The following is a 15,025-nucleotide window of genomic DNA, read 5'->3' as shown; positions in this document are numbered from 1 at the left end:
CCGGTTCCTCCGGCGCGGCAGCGCCGAACACCCGCCATCGCTTCACTGTCGAGGGTCACCGATGAAGACGACCGAGACACGAGACAATCGAAAAAATCCGGGTATCCGAGGCCGGGTTCATGCCCCCCGCCGGCAGCCCGGCCCCGGATACCCACTGGCGCGGGTGACAGGTCCCGATGGATCCCGCTCGCCAAGATCATCGCGCATCCGCGTGTGGTGGAACGGCCCAAACCACGCGCTTGGTCGTGGAATCACTGTTTCGGGGCGTCTTTGACGAACACCGGCACTGCTCAGCGATCACGGTCAAGCATGATGATCTCTTGCCTCGCCGTCAGTCTCGCCCGGCCGGCCCCATGGCCGGCGGGTGTAGTGCACTGTCGCGCGCACTCGACTGGGTCAGCCGTTCGACCGGGGTCATGGATCCGGCTGCCTGCTCGGTGATGACCTCACCGATCTCGACCGCGGCGGCCGTGATGATGTCGAGGTTGCCGGCGTAGCGCGGGAGGTAGTCGCCGGCTCCTTCGACCTCCAGCGCGACGGTGACCCGCTGCCGTCCGCCGGGAAGGCCCTGGACGTGAAGCGGGCGGGTGAGCCGGTAACCGGGAACATAGCGGGCGACGTCCGCGACGATCGTGGCCACGGAGGCGGAGATGTCGGCCCCTGATGACGGGTCAGTGACGCAGGAGACGACAACCCGCATGGGTGTCGGCGGTTCGGTGTCGTCGACGGCGAGGGCGAGGGTGGCACGCCCGGCGGGCGCCAGGGCTTCGATGGCCCGGCAGGTGGCCGTGCTGATCGCCTCGAGGTTGCCCAGGGTGCCCGGTCCGGCCGAGGGGGCGGCGATGGTCACGACCACCGTGGCCTCGGTCACGGTGGCGAAGCAGGCGATGGCGTAGACGATGGGGACGGCCACCTGTCCGGCGCAGGACACCGTGCTGATGTTGGACTCGCCGAGATGCTGCTCGAGATTGACCGCGGGGATGACCGGTTTGCCGTAGGCGGCCGGGGTCAGGTCGATCGCGGTGATCCCGGCATCGGCGTAGCGCGGAGCATGGGCCGCGTGGACGGCCGCGGACGTCGCTTCGAACACCAGCCTCGGGTGGTCCGGGCGGTCCAGGAGCCATTCGATGCCCTGCGCGCTGACCTGCAATCCTTCCGCGCGGGCGCGGTTGAGCCCCACCGACGCGCGGTTCCTGCCGATCATGAACCGGGCCTCCAGTGTTTTCGAGCGCATCAGCTTGTACATGAGGTCGGTCCCGACGTTTCCGGGCCCGACGATCGCCACGGGGGTCTTCGTCACGATGAAACCGTCCTTCCTCGCGTATCTCAATGTGGCTGGTTCTGCGGCAGTTCCCGGTAGTTCGGCTGTGAGTTGCGGGCGGCACGGGTTCGTGTCGCGCGCGGCTTCGGTATCCGTGCTCGTTCCGCGTGCATGAGCCGGTTCACGACGGCATCGGCGGTGGTTCGGTTGAGCGCCAGGGGCACGTCGTGGACGCAGCATTGCCGGATGAGCGCACTCACATCCGGGGCGTGCGGGTGAGCGACGGCGGAATCGATGAAGAAGAACACTGCCGCGATCTCGCCGGCGGCGACTGCGGCAGCGATGGCGACGTCGCCGCCGCTGGGGCCATGGCCGCAGGTAGTCGCCGACATTTTGACGTCGCGCAGCTCTTTTGCGGTACCGTTGGTCGCGACCATCTCGAATGCCGACAATGCGCCGGCATGGTCGCACACGAACTCTGACATGATCTTCTTCATGCCGTCATGCGCGATGACCGCAATCAAACCCGACGAATTTTTCACGGCAAATACATCCTTTCAGGACCAAGCACCCGCCAGAGGCAGTCCGCTGTTGGACTAGTTCAAGCCGAGCGCGACCGAAGCCGCTGCCCTTCGTTGTCCCGGATCACCGAAAGGGCGCGCGACGAGTGGACACACCCCAGATCATCGGCCAAGCAGAAATCATCGGCAGCCACGGTGTATTAATGGCTTACCGATCGGCCGACAGGGAAATTTTCGACCTTTTCCACTGTACGCAGGCAAACGAGAAACACCAGTCCCCGACCGGGCGAACGGGGCCAGACGATGTCACGCCACCGAAGCGCAATGCACATGCGCGTCGATCAGGCCGGCCAGGATCGCGTGTCCGTCCAGGTCGATCGTCCTCACCCCGGTGGAGCCGAGACGTGCCGCCCCGCCTCGGTGATCACACCGTCGGTGACGACGATGCGTGTCGGCGTAGATGTACCGGTCATCGACGACGTCGCTGCCGAGCAGGACCTTCGACCGGCTCAGTTCGACGATGGTGGCCTCGACGGTGATCGGTTCCTCCCGGAATCGGAGGGGGCGGAGGTAGTCGACGTTGTTCGCGGCGCCCACAAAAGATTCGTCGGCATCCTGGAAAATCTTGCGCCGATCCGGGTCGAGGAGCCAGATCTGCGCTTCTTGCAGATTTCCGACCATTGAGACGTTGTTGGTGCGGCCTTGCCAGTCGAGATCCGCGAACCGCAGCACGGTTTCGTGGCGATGCCGGGTGCCGGCGCGCCGGCCTCGGTCGGTCACCCGGGTGGTGTCAGGAGCCGAGCTGCGCAAGGACATCGCCGACCTCCAGATAGCTCCCGCTCGAAGCGTCGAATTCGCCGGTGCACAGCGCGACGACCGCCTGCGCGGCGACCGCGGCCTCTACGGACCGCCCGGTCCTGATCTGTTCCCGGACCCAGCCTGCGGTTTTGACCAGCCACCGGTCCAAGTGATCACCCCGGAGAAGGTCGCGGGCGATGCCGCTGTCCCGGAGAACGCCGGGATGCAGGCTGAAGACCGATACACCGGTGCCGGCGGTCGCCAGCTCGCGGCCGAGATTTTCCCCCAGCTTGATCACAGCCGCCTTGGAAACCGAATAGGCGGAAAGGTGCGGGAAGCGCCGCCGGCCGGCACTGGAGACGATGTTGACGATCGTACCGCCACCCCGGTCGGTCATCACCGGCAGCGCGGCCCGGATGAACAGCAGGCTTCCGTGCGCGTTCACCTCCATCGCCTGCCACCAGTCGTCGGAGTCCACCTCCCAGGTCGGTCCGATCGGCCCGGTGATCCCGGCGTTGTTGACCAGCACGTCCACCCGGCCGAACGTCTCGACCGCCCGGTCGACCACCGCGGTCGCCGTGGCTTGGTCCCGGACGTCACCGGCCTGGGTGACCAACGACCAACCGGCGGAGTGCGCGGCCCGGGAAAGATCGGTCAAGGCCGCATCGTCGCGGCCGGTCACGACCAGTCTGGCCCCGGCCTCGGCCAAGGCCGCCACCACGTGCTGTCCGAACCCGTGGGCACCGCCCGTCACCACCGCAACCTGGCCGCTCAACCCATCTCGGTGAGTCGACGACCTGGTCAGCTCCGTCCGGTACGTCGGATTTCCGGGTGTGGTTCGGGCCGGGTTTCCCGGCGTTTCCGCTCCTTCGACAGTCATGGAAACAACCCCTCTCGGTGCAACAACGGTCACCGGCTTGATACCCGGACCACGGCGGCCGACGCAGCTGCGTTGAACAGGTTGAATCCGGTGCCCAGTGGCCGCCGGCTTCCGGTATTCGGCCAGTGAACCGCTCGTACACCCGCTCGGTCATACTTTTGCACCAACCGTGGGGGATAGTCTCGACGCGATCGCAGTAGGTCAGGGATCTACTGATCCGGATGACTTTCGTCGTCACTCAAACGCTGGCTGGCGAGGGGCCGTTCTGTGCCTCAAACTGCCATTGGTGCTCTTCACGGAGCGGACACGTCGAGGATGTGATGCCGAAAAAGAATCCCAATCATCAGCTGCGGAAGCTGATGGAGCAGGCGAGTCTGGGCAATTCGGCCTTAGCTTCTGAAGTCAACCGTCTCGGCTCTCGGCTGGGGATCGAGTTGCGTTACGACCGATCTTCGGTGTCGCACTGGCTGGCCGGCTCGATGCCGCGCACGCCGGTCATTCCGCTGATCGTGAATGCACTGAGCGCCAAACTGGGCAAGAGCCTGACTCCGGTCGATGCCGGATTCACCCGGCCCGACGAGGCTGACCAGGAGGTCGGCCATGACCTCTGCGGAGACCCGCTGACCGGGCTCGAGAGACTGGCGGAGGCCTGTCTGGACCACCGGTCCCGCGCACAGGTGCACCGCACTGCGTACCGGACTGCGGACTTCTCCTGGGACGGGCTGGCCGAGCAGGGCAACGTTCTGCTCGTACCGCCGGTTACGGGAAAAAGGCTGAAAGCCTTCACGACGGCGCAGATCCAAGCAGCCGAAGAAACGACTGCGTTACTGGGCAATATGGATGATCTCTTCGGTGGTGGTCATGCGTGCCGGGCGACCACGGCCTACTTGGCAGGCGATATCCTGGAAATGCTTTCACGTACCGGCCAAGGTGGCAACCGGCCGCGCCTTGTCCACTGTGCCGCCCGGCTCGCGCAACGCCTCGGCATCAAGCACGTCGATCGCCACGAGCACGGCCTTGCGCAAAGCTACTACCTCGTAGCGCTGCGTATCTCCACTGCGGCGCGCAGTTACGGCTTCGCCCTCCAGATACTCGGTGATCTCGCCAACCAGGCCACCATGCTCGGCCATCCTCAGTATGCGTTGAAAGTCGTGGCGAACGCAAAGAAGCTGGCGGGCGAATCGATCACGCAACCGCCGGGGATGGCGCTCTTGCTGCAGGCGCAGGAGGCGGTCGCGTATGCGGAACTCGGTCGCGCCGGCAAAGCCCTGGGGTTACTCGACGAGATCAGCTTCCTGAGGAGATCACGCACCGGCGAGCGGTCCGATCCGGTGAGTGCCTACGGCGCGGCCGTGCTCGACTTCCGGACGTCACAGGCGTATGTCAAGGTGCACGACCTCCCACTGGCGACCGAATCATTGCTGCGTTGCCTGCGCGACCTCCCTTCCGGGCAACGCCGGGCGCGAATCCTCACTACGGCGATGCTGGCCGAGTGTCAACTGAACGGCGGCCGGAACGAGGCGGCCTTCTATTACTGGAACCGGTTTCTCGACGAGTACCAGTTTCTGCACTCAAGCCGCGCCGAATCCGCTCTGCGCGGGATGATCGCTCATCTTCGGAGAATGGGAAGGACCTCGGCAGTCGGGCAACTGCTCAGCCGATGCGAACCATACGAGCTTGACGGTTGCTTGCCGTCTCCCGACCTGCCCGGGCGGTCGGCAGGCGGTTCGATACCGGCTCCATGACATCGGCGCTGTGATGGAGTGCACGACGTTTCGCTTCCCGGCGTGGGCGCCTACGCCGCTGTCAATGTTTGGTGCCGACACCGCCGAAGGCAAGTTGCTGGGCAGGTCTTGGCGCCCGAAGCGCCGGTCCGTCGGGCCACCAGTGGTCCAGCCGGATGAGGCCCGGTTCGAGCAGGGTGAAGCCGGCGAACAGCTGCTGGACGCCGGCGTGGCTGCGATAGCGGACCGCGCGACGGCAGTGGAACTCCCAGTTGCGTTCGATTCCCTGAGCCAGCAGCTCGGCCGCGGACGAGCCGGTGGGCGGCGACCAGCAGCTGAGGGCGAGGACTGAGCCGCGAGGCAGCAGCTGGCGGTAGCCGGCCAGTGCCGCGGCCAAGCGGTCGTCGTCCGGGTCGTGCTGGGCGCCGGTGGTCATCAGCAGGACTACCGGCCGGGTGAGGTCCAGGGCGGTGTTCACCTGCTCGAGATCGAGGAGCCGGAATGGGTCGAGATGGTCGGCGTGCACCACCTGCGTGCGGTCGTTGTCCGTCAGCAGAGCCCGACCGTAGGTCAGGACGAGGCGGTCGGTGTCGGTGTAGACGACCTTCGCCTCGGCGTTCTGCCGCTGGGCGGTCTGGTGGGTGTTCTCGCGGGCCGTGGGCAATCCGGCCGCCAGATCCAGGAACTGGTCGAATCCGCGGGAGGCCAGCAGCCGCACGATCCGGACATGCCATGCCCGGGTCGTACGCAGCAGGGCAGCGAACCCCGGCGCGGCGGCTTCCAGGGCGTCGAGGGCAGTTCGGTCGGCCGCGTAGCTGTCTTTGCCGCCGAGCGCCGCGTCGCGGATCCGGGCCGGGGAGGCGACGGTGTGGTCCCGCGACAGGTCAATGGATACGCCGGAGCCGGCTGCCAACGTCATGCCACCTCCGGATGTGAACCTCACCGCGTCTGCGTCCGGCTGGGATTCTAGTGGTTGGCACTACGCCGGTTGCGACACGAAAGTGTGATCGACGATCCAAGATTTGTTACTCATCGTAGTTGCTTGGAGAAATGTCAGCGTCTTCTTCGGCGACGCCACTGAACTGATTCAAGCCGACGCCTACGCTTCGCCGTAGCAGCCAAGGGCCGGCGCGATGCCGTGCCCACTTAGCCTGTACCTTTCTCGGGAACCCGAGTGGGAGCCGAGACCCGCTCCGGTTGGCGAAGCGTGCCAGCTTCGCGCGCGCCCTTCAGCAACATCGCGGACGCCCAGAAGTGCCGCCTGCTCGGGGGCACGGGTCGAGCTGCGGCAACCGGGGGCACGGATAGTACGGTGCCTCACCTTCTCTCTCGCGTCGCTTGATTCGATCGGCCAAGCCGGTGTTGCCGACCTTCATCCAGGCACAAGCTGTGGCGCGGTGGCTCGGCGGCAAGTGGGGGGATCCTGCCGCCGAGCCGGCTGATGTGATCGAAACGGTCGGGGGGCGTGCCGCATCGATCACCTCAGCACCGAAGAAGAGGGCCCGGCCGCCCCGTCGTGACGGCCAGGCGTGATGATCACCGGATCGAGTGGCGGTCGCCTGCGCATGAGCATCGTCCAGGTGTTCGACCGCTTCGCGACGGATCAGCGGGGCCGGACCCCGTGCAGGAAAATGTCAAGCAGCTCGTCGGCGACGCGGTGGTAGCTGTATTCGCCGCCCGGGGTGTACCACTGGTACGACCAGTTGGTCATCCCGAACAGGGCGAGTGCGGAGAGCCGGACGTCGCGTTCCCTGCCGAAGGTACCCTGCGCGACGCCTGCTTCGAGCAACGATTCGACCAGATGCAGGGGTAGCGGTCGCGGTCGCGCAGCGACTCGGCCTGCGCTGCGGCGCATCGCGGACACCGACGGTAAAAAGCGACGAGCGCGCGGCCTGGGCGCAGCCGGCACGAACGGCTGCGAGGTCCAAGTGCGCCGGCACCAGGACACGGTCGTACCGGGTGGGCAAGATCGCCGGATTGGCCTCTTGCCCGCAGCCACAGGGCTCGGCTTTGCTGTGACGCGTCCTGATCATGTCTCGGCGCTCCGGACGGGAAGACCATGGAAATTTCGGCGTTTCTCGACCGGAAACTGGCTCGGCGGTTCCATACCTACGACACCGACGGTGACGGTTTCGTCGCGCGGGCAGACTTCGTCGCGGCAGCCACCCGGCTGGCCGAAGAGTTCGGTCACGGCCCGAATTCCCCCGTCCGGCAGCGGCTGGTCGAGTTGTGCCTCGGTCTGTGGGAACACTTGTCCACGGTCGCCGACACCGACCGCGACGGCCGGATCAGCCCGGCCGAGTACAAGGCGGCCTTCGCGGCAGGAATGCTGGAAACCCTGGAGTCCTTCGACGCGGGGTACCGGCCGTTCCTCGACGTGATCATGGAGATCGCCGCCGTCGACGACGACGGCAAACTGGTCGCCGACGAGCACGTGCGGTGGACCGGTTCGCTGATGAACCTCCCGGAACCGGACGCCCGGGAGGCGTTCCGCCGGCTCGATGGGGACGCCGACGGCTTCATCACCACCGACGACCTCCTGGCGGCAATCCGCGAGTACTACTTCGACGACGCACCGGGCTCCGCGGGCAGTTGGCTGCTGGGCCCCCTCGAATCCGCATGATGCCCGCGTACCGGCCGTGAGCGCGGAGGGGGTTCGACGCTCTCGGGCCCCCTCCCGGACCCCGGCCGATACCCGCGCCCGCAGCAGCTCTTCCTGAGCCAGGTCGCCGTCGGGACCTTGAAGAGCAAGCTCCGCCCTTTCGTCGCGCGGCAGTGTGACACTGACCGTGCAGCAGAGGGAACGCATCCCGGCGCGACATCGGATCCGACGTGGCGCATGATGCTGTAGCGGTGTCCCGAGCCGGGAACGTCGGCACCGGTCGAACTGAGTGAGATGGGGATACGTTGCGTCGTTCTGCTGTCACGTGCCTGCTCAGCCTCGCCGCGCTGGTCGCGGCGGTGGTGGCACCGACCGCGGCTTCCGCCGCGCCTGCGGACTTCTACCAGCCGCCGTCGCCGCTGCCTGCCGGGCCGCCCGGCGCCATCATCCGCACCCAGCCGATGCCGGCCCTGGCGACCGCGTTGACCGCGACGGCCACCACGGTCATGTACCACTCCCGCGACGCCCGCAACGCCGACATCGCGGTCACCGGCACGGTGTTCACCCCTCGGCTGCCTTGGCTCGGCGCCGGTTCGCGGCCGTGGGTCGACCTCGCGGTCGGCACCCAGGGTCTCGGGCCGCAGTGCGCGCCGTCCAAGCAGTTCGCCACCTCCACCGAGCAGGAACTGGAACCGGTCTCGCTGCTGCTGGCCCGGGGCTGGGGCGTCGTGGTGATCGACTACGAGGGTTACACCACCGGTTCCACCCCGACCTACGTTGCGGGGGTCTCCGAGGCGCATTCCGTGCTGGACATGGCCCGAGCGGCCGCTTCCGTTCCGGGAACGGGCATTTCCCCGGCGACGAGGTGGGCCACCATGGGCTACTCCCAAGGTGGCGGCGCGTCGAGCTGGGCCGCGTCCCTGGCCCCGGCCTACGCGCCTGACCTGCAGCTGATCACTGACGTGTCCGGCGGTGTGCCGGCCGACATCGCGAACGTCGCCGAATCACTGGACGGCAGCCTGATCGGCGAGGGCCTGCAGCTGTATGCCCTGATCGGCCTGCAGCAGGCCTACCCCGGCCGGTTCCCGCTCGATGACTCCCTCAGCGTGGCGGGCAAAGCCACCGAAGCGGCGCTGAAGACCCAGTGCGTGGTGCAGACCCTCGCCGGTTTTCCGCTGAAGAAGTTCAGCGACTACTCCACCGGCGAAACGATCCGGCAGTTCGACGCACGTCCGGACGTCGCCGCGGTGTACGCGGAGAACAACCTGACGACTCGACCGGCGCCGACCGTGCCCGTGTTCCAGTACCACGCCGCCCTCGACGAAATCGTGCCGCTCGGCCAAGCACAGGCCCTGAACCGCGCTTGGTGCTCCGCCGGCGTCCGCACCGTGTTCGCGCTCGTGCCGGGTGACCACATCGCCGGCGAGACCGCCGGCCTGCCTACCGCGCTCGCCTGGCTGGGCGACCGCTTCGCCGGGCGACCCGCACCCACCACCTGTTCCTGACCTCACCGAACAGCCGGTGGATCCGCCGCCCGTCCGCGCTCCCCACGTGCACCGGGGCCAACCGTGCCGTATTAAAAAAGACTGTCCCTTATGGACATTCCTCGGATATGGGGTTCAGGACCGTAGTCATGGTGTGGGGTTCCAAAAGTCGGTCACCGGCGCTGACCAGTGGCTTTACGCAGCTCGTTCGTACTCGTTGATCAGGCCTCCGAGAAGCCGCTGTCGCTTGATCCGCTGAGAGCTGAGGTCTGCCGCGGGGTGGGTCGGCCGGGGTGGGCGAAGCTCGCGGGAACGGTGCGGCCGTCGACCGTTGTAGTGCCGGACGTACTCGGCGAGCACGGCCCGCAGATGCCGCTCGCTGAGGATCAACATTCGGTCGGTGAGTTCGGTTCTGGCGGTGAGCACGAACCGCTCGGCGTAGCAGTTCGCCCGTGGGCAACGTGGCGGAATCCTGATCGTCTCAATGCCCACGTCGGCCAGGACGGCATCGAAGGAGGCCGCGAACTGGCCAGCCCGGTCGCGGACGAGAAATTTGAACTCATCGGCTCGATCACCGAGCTCCATCACGAGGTTGCGGATCTGCTGGGTGGTCCAGCTACCGTCCGGGTCCGTGGTCGTGCCCAGGACGTGGACGTAGCGGCTGCCGACCTCCAGCACGAAGAACACCTAGATCCGCTTGAGGGTGAGCGCGCAGTCGATGTGGAAGAAGTCGCAGGCCAGCATCGTCGAGGCCTGTGTACGCAGGAACTGCCGCCAGGTCGTGTCGGTGTTGACAGGTGTGCCGAGCCGGCGCTGGAGGTATGCGTGCCCGCTTCAGGATCCGCCGGATCGTCGACGCACCGACCCGGTGTCCAAGCTTGAGCAGCTCACCCTGAATCCTCTTGTAGCCCCAACGGCGGTTCTCCCTGGCCATCCGTTCGATCAACCCGGCGATCACCTCGTCGACGGGCGGACGCCCGTGCCGGTGTGGATAGGTCCACTTCGCGGCTACCAGCCGACGGTGCCAGCGCAGGATCGTGCCCGGGGTAACCAGCCGGTGTGTCCGCAGCGTCTTGGGCAGCAGTCGAACCAGCGCGGCGAACATAGCCCGGTCGGCCCAGTCCAGACGAGGTTTCGGTTTGCCTCTGCGCAACACGGCGACCTCGTGGCGTAACACCAGCAACTCGACGTCCTTGGACGCCGACGAGCGCCCAAGCAACACCAGCAGACCCACCAGCCGGAGGAAGATCAGATAGAACAGACGCAGCGCCATGGCTGCCGATCATGCCCTGCCCGCCGAGCGTGCCATTGCCCCAGGTCAGAACACATGAGCCGACTTCTGGAACCCCACAGGGCGCAGGGGGCACTCTTCTGGATCTGGGGGTTCGCTCTCGGTGGCTCGTATGGCTTCGACGTGCCCGGCCTGGGGCCTGCTCTGTTCCCACCAGGCGTGGCACTCGTAGCGACAATTCCGGCGCTCATGGTGACGACCACGAGCTTCACGCCGCGCGTTCGGCTGCTGGCATCGGCCGCGAGGTGCACACGACTGCTATGTGTCCTTGCACCCGCGACGCGTCTGGCGGGCCTCGATCTGGAGTTCGCTCGGTGGCTGGAAAGCCCGATATACCGGCTGCCGCCGCCGGAGTTCAGCGTTCTCGGCCCGCAACGCAGCGACCTCGACCCGCAACCCCTCGATCACCGCCGCCTGCTGCACCACAGAGCGGCAAGCTCGTCATACGACGGACGCCCATCCCCAGCCTGCACCCCAAGATCATCTCACGGACACAACCAAGCCCTACAAACGACCTGACCAGTTAAAATACGCACAACTACACGAACCAATTGTTCTTCAGGATTGCGATCTTGCGTCGATAGAGGCGAATTCAGCTGCATCGGTGCGTCAACAACGAAGATTTCGAGGTAGCGCGCCTATTTTCGACGAACGAAGCCATCTTGGCGACCAGGCAGCCAAGCACAAGCTGCGCAGATCACGAAACGCCCTCCGATCACGGACCGGTCGAAGGATTGCGAGAATGGCCGCAGTCGGCGCCCTATAGCACTGAGTCCATTTCGCGAAGCTGGCGGCGGGATGAGATGCCGAGCTTGGCGAACACCTTACCTAGATGGTACTCCACGGTCTTCTCGCTGACGAAAAGCCTCGCCGCGATCTGGTGGTTCGTCAGGTTTTCACAGACCAGGTCGGCCACCTGGCGTTCCCGCACGGTCAGTTCCGTGTGGCGCAGCAGCGGCGCCTGGGTGAGCGCCGCCAGCGCCTGGTCGCAGCGCTCCACGAACGGGACCGCGTCCAGGCGCACCAGGCGCTGGTGGGCTCGGCGAAGCCAGACCGATGCGGCGCGGCCTTCGCCACGGCGGTGCCGCATCAACCCGTAGGCGAGCTCGGCCTGGCCATGACTCAGCGAGTTGTCGTCGCGCTCCACCGGCTGGGTCAGGGCTTGCTCGTAGAACCAGCGGGCGCGCTCGGGGTCACCCGCGCGCTCGGCCAGGCGGCCGGACAACCATAGCCGGGTGATCCGGAGGTAGCCGGCGTCCTCGGCGAGTCGGCCCAGGCGCCCCAGTTCCTCGTGGGCCGGCTCGAAGTCACCGGTCTCGACCAGCGCCTCCGCCAGCAGGGGGCGCCAGGACTGTTCGACCACCCACGGCAGGTGGGCGGTGGCGTCGTCGGTAAACAGGTTCGTGGTCTCGGCGAAGGTGGAAATCACCAGCGGGTGGTCGCCTTGCGCCCAGGCCACTGCCGCCCGGGCGATGGCCAAGTACATCAGCCGGTGCTCGCTGCGCACGTCCGGTGCCTCCTCGATCCGGGCGATGAGGTGCGCGGCCCGCTTCCATCTCCCGCACACGGCGGCCAGCCGGGTGGCCTGCACCAGCGCGGCCGCGACGGCCGAAGTGGGCAGGCCGCCCTCCTTGACCATGCGCAGTGCGATCTCCGCCGCCTCGTGGGCCCGGACCCACCCACCGAGCTGGTACTGCGCCTCGGCGAGCACCAGCGCGGCGCCGTGGTGCACGGTGTCCCCCGCTGGGTGGTCGGTCACCTTGAGCGCGGCTTCGGCCCGGCTGGCCGCCTCGGCAAGCTGGCCGTTGAACAGCAGCAGTGCGGCCCGGTCGAAGTCGAACACCGAAGCGGTCCCGATCCCGCCGGCCCGGCGCAGTTCCGCCTCGGCGTGCTCCATCACGGCCAACGCGGTCGCCGGGCCCTCCCGGCGAAGCACCGCGAAGACCAGGGTCCGTGCGGTGCGTACCAGCACCGTGCGGTCGGCCTGGGCGGCGTGGTCGAGCACGAACCGGGCGTGCCGCATCGCCTCGTCCGGCCGGCTCAGCATTAACTGCACCTGGGCGAGGGCCGAGGTGACCAGCAGTGCCAGCCAGCCGGGCACCTTCGAGTCCTCGACCAGTGCCGGTAGGCTCGTCCGCAACAGCGCTTCGGCTTCCGGCAGCCCGTCGGCCTGGCGGCTGCGCAGCAACCCCAGTGCGGCGCGCCCCAACGGGGTCCGATCGGTGCGGAGGATGGTCCGCCGGACCTCGTCGAGGTCGCCGCGATCCCACCACAGGTCCAGCATGGCCGCGGTCAGCACGGCACGCTGGTGGTCCTCCCTGGTCTCGCTCAGGTCCGCGGCCCACCGCAGGTACTCGACGGCCTGCTTGGCCCGCCCTTCGGAGACCGCGGTGCTCGCCTGCGCTTCCAGCTCGGCGGCCAGGTCCGGGCTGACGCCGACCGCCCCGGCCCGGCGGTGCCGCCACCGCCGGCTGTCCGCCACCAGTTCGGCGGCCGCGCAGTGAAGGTCGCGGCGGCGCGATGGGCCGAGCAGCTGGTAGACGCCGTCGGCCAGTAGCGGGTCCGGGATCTCCAACACCGCCGGCAGGTCCCGCGGCGACCAGGTGACCAGGCCCCGGCTGAGCAGGATCTCCAGTGACGCCACGTGATCGGCGGACCCGGCGAGCTGGGCCACCTGGGCGATGCGGGCAGGGCTGCCCAGTACGGCCAGTGCGTCCAGCATGTCCCGGGCGTGCGCGGGCAGCGTGCCCAGCCGGGCCCCCAGCGCGGCCACCAGCGACGGCGGCACTACCGGGCCACTTGCGCCGTGGTCCGCCTCGGCTCCGTCGATCAGCAGCATCGCGACCCGCGGGTTGCCACCGGAGAACCGGGTCAACCGCTCGGCCAGCTGCGCGTCCACGGGACGCCCGACGGCTTTCCCTGCCAGGGCGAGGACGTGCTCGGCCGGCAGCGCACCCAGCCGCAACGTCACCACGTCCACGGCGGCCGTGTTCAGGTACCGACGCACCCGGTTGCCAGGCGGTGGTGCGGGGCCGGCGGCGGCCAGCACCGAGCAGCCGCGCAGGGCCGAGGTGGCGATCAGCAGAACCCGGCCCACTCGCAGCCGGCGCACCAGAAATCCGAAACTCGCCAGCGAATGCTCGTCACACCAGTGCGCGTCGTCCAGCACGATCATGGTCGGGTGCACCCGCTGGATCCGGTCCAGCAAGGTCAGTAGGCCGCGGCCAGTTGCGACCGGGCTCTGCTCCGGCAGGTCCCCTCGGGGGATGGCGACGCCACGGGTGGCGGCCACCCGGCGCAGGCCCGAGATAGTCTGGTCGGTCACGCCGAACTCGATGTCCTGTTCGGACTCGTGACAGGCGATCCACACCACCAGGAAGCCGGGCAGGTGGTCCACCGCCGCCCTGACCAAGGCGCTGCGGCCCATGCCCGGCTCGCCCTCGATATGCTCGAGAGCCGGCTGCCCGCTGATCGCCGCCTTGGCACACTGGGCGATGGCGCGGAGTTCACCGTCCCGGCCGGTCAGTCCAGAAGGGACATCCCAGCGGTCCTCCGACCAGTCACCGATATCGAATGAATCTTCGCCCGAGGTCACGGCGAGTCCTGGGCGCCGCGCCCACCCCCCGCAGGCCGGTTCGGCCGTCGTCTCCGGTTCATTGCCGTCCCTTGACTCAGATCAGTCCTTCGCGCATGGCGTAGGCCACCGCGTGCGACCGGTTGCGTAGACAGAACCGGGTGGTGACGGCGTGCAGAACGTTCTTGACGGTGCGGGAGGAGTACGCCAGCCGGGCCGCGATCTCGTCGGTGTCGAGCCCGTCGGCAACCAGGCGCAATACCTGCGTTTCGCGGGTGGTCAACCCGGCAAACGGCAGGGCACGGTGTGAGACGCTGTTGTGCTCGTGTTCGGACACTTGGCGGAACAGGCGGGCCAGCACTGTGGTGGGCAGCTCCGACTCGCCGCGGGTAGCTTTGATCACGAGCTGCTCAAGCCGCCTCGGCGTAGCGTGCCTGCGCTCGATCACCGCGCAGATGCCGATCTCCACCGCGGCGCGCAGCTGCTCGTCGTCGAGTGCGCCGGTAACCAGGATGAACCGGCTGCACCCACCATGCCCGAGCTCGCGAGCCCGGTGCACGATTTGATCGTTGATCTCGTCGACCGCGAGGACGACCACCGTGTCCGGGGTGATCGCGTCCCGGCTGACCAGGGTCAGCTCGGTCGACTGACCTAACTGGGCCATCACCCCGAAGCTGATGACCTGATCGTCCGCCTCGGTCCAGACAGTGATCTCCTCGCCCATGGTGGCTGCTCCTCACGATCGCCTCGCGGCCCCCTCCGCCTAGCTTGCCTCCGACCCCGACGGGCAGCCCTGGGGAGCAGCCCCTAGTGCCTTCCCTAGCGTCACCGGTCCAGTAACGAGTACCCCTAGTGCAAGGTTGCGCGCCTCATCGAGAAGGCCGCGGCAT

General features: G+C 67.6%; 12 protein-coding genes. 3 read left to right on the top strand and 9 right to left on the bottom strand.

The annotated features are described in order from the left end of the window. Nucleotides 1–331: 331 nt before the first annotated feature. The 4 genes from OG738_RS21625 to OG738_RS21610 form a co-directional block, all read right to left on the bottom strand. A complete protein-coding gene (locus tag OG738_RS21625; protein ID WP_329056210.1) occupies nt 332–1,285 on the bottom strand; it encodes an acetaldehyde dehydrogenase (acetylating) in 954 nt (317 codons plus the stop codon). A 41-nt stretch (nt 1,286–1,326) separates the two neighbouring features. Further along, nucleotides 1,327–1,803 carry a methylglyoxal synthase gene (locus OG738_RS21620; RefSeq protein ID WP_329056209.1) on the bottom strand — a complete coding sequence of 159 codons (477 nt, stop codon included), beginning with the start codon at nt 1,801–1,803 and terminating at the stop codon, nt 1,327–1,329. Nucleotides 1,804–2,088: 285 nt separating this feature from the next. Next, nucleotides 2,089–2,598 (bottom strand): hotdog domain-containing protein, encoded by a 510-nt coding sequence (locus OG738_RS21615; RefSeq protein ID WP_329056208.1) that lies wholly within the window; start codon nt 2,596–2,598, stop codon nt 2,089–2,091. Then, nucleotides 2,573–3,355: an SDR family oxidoreductase gene (locus tag OG738_RS21610; protein WP_329056207.1), complete on the bottom strand. Its 783-nt coding sequence runs from the start codon at nt 3,353–3,355 to the stop codon at nt 2,573–2,575. The genes OG738_RS21615 and OG738_RS21610 overlap by 26 nt, the downstream gene beginning before the upstream one ends. A 326-nt stretch (nt 3,356–3,681) precedes the next feature. Here OG738_RS21610 and OG738_RS21605 point away from each other — a divergent pair, with 326 nt between their 5' ends. Beyond that, nucleotides 3,682–5,205, top strand: coding sequence for a hypothetical protein (locus OG738_RS21605; protein WP_329056206.1), 1,524 nt, complete (start codon nt 3,682–3,684; stop codon nt 5,203–5,205). A gap of 61 nt (nt 5,206–5,266) precedes the next feature. Here OG738_RS21605 and OG738_RS21600 read toward each other — a convergent pair whose 3' ends face one another. Both OG738_RS21600 and OG738_RS21595 read right to left on the bottom strand, forming a co-directional pair. After that, nucleotides 5,267–6,103, bottom strand: coding sequence for an SAM-dependent methyltransferase (locus OG738_RS21600; protein WP_329056205.1), 837 nt, complete (start codon nt 6,101–6,103; stop codon nt 5,267–5,269). 684 nt (nt 6,104–6,787) lie between these two features. Further along, nucleotides 6,788–7,039: a hypothetical protein gene (locus tag OG738_RS21595; RefSeq protein WP_329056204.1), complete on the bottom strand. Its 252-nt coding sequence runs from the start codon at nt 7,037–7,039 to the stop codon at nt 6,788–6,790. A 204-nt stretch (nt 7,040–7,243) separates the two neighbouring features. On the opposite strand from OG738_RS21595, the gene OG738_RS21590 reads away from it, so the two are divergent. Both OG738_RS21590 and OG738_RS21585 read left to right on the top strand, forming a co-directional pair. Next, on the top strand, nt 7,244–7,807 hold the full coding sequence (locus OG738_RS21590) for an EF-hand domain-containing protein (protein ID WP_329056203.1): 564 nt from the start codon (nt 7,244–7,246) through the stop codon (nt 7,805–7,807). Between the two features lie 284 nt (nt 7,808–8,091). Further along, on the top strand, nt 8,092–9,291 hold the full coding sequence (locus OG738_RS21585) for a lipase family protein (RefSeq protein ID WP_329056202.1): 1,200 nt from the start codon (nt 8,092–8,094) through the stop codon (nt 9,289–9,291). A gap of 174 nt (nt 9,292–9,465) precedes the next feature. Here the strand turns inward: OG738_RS21585 and OG738_RS21580 are convergent, their stop codons facing one another. The 3 genes from OG738_RS21580 to OG738_RS21570 all read right to left on the bottom strand — a co-directional run bounded on the left by OG738_RS21580 (nt 9,466) and on the right by OG738_RS21570 (nt 14,859). Beyond that, a complete protein-coding gene (locus OG738_RS21580) occupies nt 9,466–9,957 on the bottom strand; it encodes an integrase core domain-containing protein (RefSeq protein WP_329056201.1) in 492 nt (163 codons plus the stop codon). A gap of 1,364 nt (nt 9,958–11,321) precedes the next feature. Next, entirely contained in the window at nt 11,322–14,156 is a 2,835-nt protein-coding gene (locus tag OG738_RS21575) for a helix-turn-helix transcriptional regulator (protein WP_329056200.1), read from the bottom strand. A 76-nt stretch (nt 14,157–14,232) separates the two neighbouring features. Further along, on the bottom strand, nt 14,233–14,859 hold the full coding sequence (locus OG738_RS21570; RefSeq protein ID WP_329056199.1) for a helix-turn-helix transcriptional regulator: 627 nt from the start codon (nt 14,857–14,859) through the stop codon (nt 14,233–14,235). Nucleotides 14,860–15,025 lie beyond the last annotated feature (166 nt).

The sequence above is a fragment of the Amycolatopsis sp. NBC_01488 genome (assembly GCF_036227105.1).
In the GTDB taxonomy this organism is placed as follows: domain Bacteria; phylum Actinomycetota; class Actinomycetes; order Mycobacteriales; family Pseudonocardiaceae; genus Amycolatopsis.
This window is presented reverse-complemented; position numbering and strand designations above follow the sequence as displayed.